The following is a 5,187-nucleotide window of genomic DNA, read 5'->3' as shown; positions in this document are numbered from 1 at the left end:
AGTTTTTTTAAACTATTTTTTAATACACTGTAATCCTGCGTTTTGTAAATGAAAGTTTTTTTGAAAGCTGGCAGAAAAGATAGATATTCAATAGAAACAACTCCCCTAGCCCTGATAGAAGTGAAAATCCTTCTTGATGCGAGTTCCGCCGACAGGCAGGAACTCGCATCAAAAAGATTGTAGCGCATAGCAGGAAATAGCTCCTGATTAAAAACTCATTCCATACCTATACTATATAATGAGTGTTGTTTTCCTTTTTACATTTACAATAGTAACAAACCTTACATATATATTGTATGTATTTTTGTAATCGTCTATATTTGCATTCTTAAAATAATTAAACAATGATTAAGATTACTTTGCCCGACGGGTCAGTTAAAGAATTTGCGCCAGGCGTAACTCCTATGGATGTTGCTAAAAGCATTAGTGAGGGATTTGCCAGAAACGTGATTTCGGCTTCTTTTGATGGAACAATTGTAGAAACCACAACTCCTTTGACGACGGATGGCAGTCTTATATTATATACGTGGAATGACGAAGGCGGTAAAAAAGCTTTCTGGCATTCGACTTCACACGTGATGGCACAGGTTCTTGAGGAAATGTATCCTGGGATAAAATTAACTCTTGGGCCAGCAATTGCCAATGGGTTTTATTATGACGTAGATTTTGAAGACCAAAAAATTACAGATACTGATTTCAAAAAAATTGAAGACCGGGTTCTGGAAATTTCTAGAGAAAAGCACGAATTCAAACTGCGCCCTGTTTCTAAAGCGGAAGCTCTTGAAACCTACAAAGACAATGTTTACAAAACCGAATTGATTTTGAATCTTGAAGACGGAACGATTACTTTTTGTGATCATTCCACTTTTACCGATTTATGCCGTGGTGGTCATATCCCCAATACAGGAATTATCAAGGCAATGAAAATTATGAGTGTTGCCGGTGCTTACTGGCGCGGTGATGAAAAGAACAAACAATTAACTCGAGTTTATGGGATTTCGTTTCCAAAGCAAAAAGACTTAACTGAATATCTGGAATTGCTCGAAGAAGCAAAACGCAGAGACCACAGAAAACTGGGAAAAGAACTAGAATTGTTCGCTTTTTCGGCAAAAGTGGGGCAAGGTTTGCCGTTATGGTTACCAAAAGGTGCTGCACTTCGAGATCGTTTGGAGCAATTTTTGAAAAAAGCGCAGAAAAAAGCGGGTTACGAACAAGTGGTTACGCCACATATTGGACAAAAAGAATTATACGTGACTTCGGGTCATTATGCTAAATATGGTGCCGACAGTTTTCAGCCAATAAACACTCCCGCCGAAGGGGAAGAGTTTTTATTGAAACCGATGAACTGCCCTCATCACTGTGAAATTTACAATGTAAGACCTTGGTCCTACAAAGATTTACCGAAACGTTATGCTGAATTTGGTACTGTTTACAGATACGAACAAAGTGGCGAATTACACGGTTTGACTCGTGTACGTGGTTTTACTCAAGACGATGCGCATATTTTTTGTACGCCAGATCAATTGGATCAAGAGTTCAAAAACGTAATTGATTTGGTGCTTTATGTATTTGGTTCGTTAGGATTCGAAAATTTTACAGCCCAGATTTCGTTACGCGACCAAGAAAACAGAGAAAAATATATTGGTTCTGATGAAAATTGGGAAAAAGCGGAAAGCGCAATCATCAATGCTGCCGCCGATAAAGGGCTTAAAACAGTTGTAGCCTATGGCGAAGCAGCATTTTATGGTCCAAAGTTGGATTTTATGGTCAAAGATGCGTTGGGTAGGCAATGGCAATTAGGGACAATTCAGGTAGATTATAACTTGCCAGAGCGTTTCGAATTGACATATAAAGGTTCTGACGATCAATTACACACACCTGTTATGATTCATAGAGCTCCTTTTGGATCAATGGAACGTTTTATCGCCATTTTAATAGAACATACAGCAGGAAAATTCCCTCTTTGGTTGATGCCGGAACAAGCCATAATTTTGTCTTTGAGTGAGAAATATGAAATATATGCGAAAAAAGTTTTAAATCTGCTAGAAAATCACGAAATTCGCGCCCTAATTGACAACAGAAGCGAGACAATCGGAAAGAAAATTAGAGATGCAGAGATGCAGAAAACCCCGTTTATGCTGATTGTAGGCGAGGAAGAAGAGAAAAACGGAACCATATCCATACGTCGTCACGGACAGGAAGGAAAAGGGAATGTTAGCGTTACAGTTGAAGAATTTGCTGCAATTGTAAACGAAGAAATAAGCAAAACACTAAAAACATTTACAGTTTAACTTAAATTATAAAGCCATAGCAATAAGAAGCAATAGAGGTTATCAGCCTCGAGTAGAAAAAAAAGACGCACACAGAATAAACAATCTTATTCGTGTTCCAGAAGTACGTCTTGTAGGTGAAAATGTAGAGCCAGGAGTTTACAAAACTTCGGAAGCTTTACGATTAGCAGACCAATTCGAATTAGATTTGGTTGAAATTTCACCAAACGCTGAACCACCTGTGTGTAAAATTATGGACTATAAAAAGTTCGTTTACATGCAAAAGAAACGTGAAAAAGAGCTTAAGGCAAAATCTACTCAAATTGTAGTGAAAGAAATTCGTTTTGGTCCTCAAACAGATGAGCACGATTACGAGTTTAAAAGAAAAAATGCAGAAAAATTCTTGAAAGAAGGTTCGAAATTGAAAGCATTTGTTTTCTTTAAAGGACGTTCAATCATCTATAAAGATCAAGGACAAATCTTGTTGTTAAGATTAGCAACTGATCTTGAAGAATTTGGAAAAGTAGAAGCAATGCCAGTCCTCGAAGGAAAGAGAATGATTATGTTTATTGCTCCGAAAAAGAAAAAATAATCCTCCCCTAACCCCTCCGAAGGAGGGGAATAAAAAAGGGAGAAACACATATAACTTCTCACTCCTCCCCTTCGGGGAGGGCTGGGGAGGGGAAAATAAGTAAGTAAGAATAAATTAAAACACTAGGAAAAAATGCCTAAAATGAAAACCAAATCTAGCGCCAAGAAACGTTTTAAAGTTACTGGTTCTGGAAAGATTAAAAGAAAACATGCCTTCAAAAGTCACATCTTGACCAAGAAATCTAAAAAACGTAAATTAGCTTTGACACACTCAGCGCTAGTTCACAAAACAGATATGAAAAGCATCAAACAACAATTAAGAATTCTATAAGAATTCTTTAGGTTAAAACAATTTCAATAACCTTGGAGTATGGCCTTAAGTTCCCTTGATTAAATTCGGGACGCCTGCTACAAAAAAACAGTAAAAATTATGCCAAGATCAGTAAATTCAGTTGCTAAAAGAGCAAGAAGAAAAAAGATAATGAAGCAAGCCAAAGGTTTCTTTGGTCGTCGTAAAAACGTTTGGACAGTTGCCAAGAATGCGGTTGAGAAAGCAATGTGCTATGCTTACCGTGACAGAAAAGTGAACAAAAGAAATTTCCGCGCTTTGTGGATTCAACGTATCAACGCTGGAGCCAGATTAGAAGGAATGTCTTATTCACAATTCATGGGTAAAGTGAAAGCTAACGGAATCGAATTGAACCGTAAAGTTCTTGCCGATTTAGCAATGAATCACCCAGTAGCTTTCAAAGCAATACTTAATAAAGTAAAATAAACGTTTTATCAACTCAATTTTAAGATTACTTACTTATATAGAAACCCAGTCGAAAGATTGGGTTTTTTGTTTTTAGAAGAACAACAAATTCTATTTCCATAAAACAATCAATTAGATAAAAAAGAATAACTTTATGACATGAAAAAGTCTTTAACCGTTATATTTATACTATTTAGCTTTGCCATCAAAGCACAAGAGAATCCGTCAGATAAAAACACCGTCAATACAATAATCGGTAAAATTGATAAACGAGATTTAAATGGCTCTTCCGAAATTGAAAGAGCTAAAATTGATTTCAAATCGAAAGAGGCATTTTATTATATTGAACCCGAAGGTTATCTCAAAATAGGTGCTAATAGACATCATCCATTTTTAATCGAATTACTCAAAAAAAGAGGGATTCATTTTGTTACCTCTCCAGAAGTAGAGATGCAATATGTTTGGTATGAGAACAATGGAGATAGATATCAAGTAAAAACAAATTGTTATTACAAAGCATCCAATGAATTATTAAATCTAAAATATGGAAGTCATTTCATAAAAAATATTGAAAAAACAGCTGACAGTTTATATGTAATAAGTAAACTAAACGAAGTTTTTGCATACCCTGATGAAGTAGATGACTATTATATAATATATCCGAAAGCCAAAGAGTTTCTTGATCAAAAGATAGAAATTCAAAAAGATTTTTTTGCAAATTTTAAGTTTCCAAATGGTTTTATTCAAAGTTCAGATAAAAGAGATTTTCGAGCCAAAACAAATTTCATTATCAAGAGAGACTCTAAGGTTTCTGACCTTAACATAGAAATTAAATTTAAAAATTCTGAAAATCAAAAATTCCAAGATTATATTGTTAACCAACTTAGAAAGTTTATTGAAAATGCAAACTGGAAAGCAGCAGTTTCTAGTGGAGTCACGGTAGATTGTAGATTTAATATAAATTTCTATAACTAAATCATTTCGTATTATAAATTTAAGATTCGTGATTTCAAAGCAATACTTAATAAAGTAAAATAAACGTTTTATCAACTCAATTTAAGATTACTTACTTATATAGAAACCCAGTCGAAAGATTGGGTTTTTTTGTTTTATGACTTAATTCAAAATTTCTGAAATTATACCAATTGGATACTTTATATTCTAATTTAATTTCAGTAATTTCGAAAAATGATACGTAAAAAGTTACATTCCCCGATATATATTTTATTACTAACCATACTTTTTGTCCTTCAATCCTGTGAGAAAAAGACGCGAAATAATCCCAAAAAACAAAGCAATCTACCTGAAATCAATCGCCTTATAGCACTAGGGGAAAAACATTTTGAAAAAGTGGAATATGACAGTTCCTATTATTATTTCAACAAAGCCAAATCGCTCTGTGATGTAAAAAAAGATACTGGTAAAATCATCCATTGCACATTGAATTTGGCAGACATCGAACATTTTCAAGGAGATTATACCGGGTGTGAAGCTACAATTACTGATGTATTTCCCCTTTTAATAAACAATAAAAAACCGTTGCGTCGTTGGTGGATATTCCGGAGCAAACTG

Annotated in this window: 5 protein-coding genes and 1 pseudogene; all 6 read left to right on the top strand. The window is 34.7% G+C overall.

What is annotated here, in order from left to right; genetic code table 11:
- Positions 1 to 344: 344 nt before the first annotated feature.
- Entirely contained in the window at positions 345 to 2,291 is a 1,947-nt protein-coding gene (gene thrS / locus B2145_RS02815) for a threonine--tRNA ligase (RefSeq protein WP_291097934.1), read from the top strand.
- Positions 2,292 to 2,307: 16 nt separating this feature from the next.
- Positions 2,308 to 2,862: a translation initiation factor IF-3 gene (gene infC / locus B2145_RS02810; RefSeq protein WP_414654625.1), complete on the top strand. Its 555-nt coding sequence runs from the start codon at positions 2,308 to 2,310 to the stop codon at positions 2,860 to 2,862.
- Positions 2,863 to 2,994: 132 nt separating this feature from the next.
- The gene (gene rpmI / locus B2145_RS02805; RefSeq protein WP_194311601.1) at positions 2,995 to 3,192 is read left to right on the top strand and encodes a 50S ribosomal protein L35; all 198 of its coding nucleotides are present in this window, start codon (positions 2,995 to 2,997) and stop codon (positions 3,190 to 3,192) included.
- Between the two features lie 99 nt (positions 3,193 to 3,291).
- A complete protein-coding gene (gene rplT, locus B2145_RS02800; protein WP_291097929.1) occupies positions 3,292 to 3,636 on the top strand; it encodes a 50S ribosomal protein L20 in 345 nt (114 codons plus the stop codon).
- A gap of 138 nt (positions 3,637 to 3,774) precedes the next feature.
- Positions 3,775 to 4,590 carry a hypothetical protein gene (locus tag B2145_RS02795; protein WP_291097926.1) on the top strand — a complete coding sequence of 272 codons (816 nt, stop codon included), beginning with the start codon at positions 3,775 to 3,777 and terminating at the stop codon, positions 4,588 to 4,590.
- A gap of 213 nt (positions 4,591 to 4,803) precedes the next feature.
- A pseudogene (locus B2145_RS02790) lies at positions 4,804 to 5,187 on the top strand (hypothetical protein); the annotation flags it as partial.

The sequence above is a fragment of the Flavobacterium sp. UBA5153 genome, assembly GCA_002413745.1.
Lineage (GTDB): Bacteria > Bacteroidota > Bacteroidia > Flavobacteriales > Flavobacteriaceae > Flavobacterium.
The sequence above is the reverse complement of the archived record's forward strand: the minus strand, read 5'-3'. Positions and strand labels throughout refer to the sequence as shown.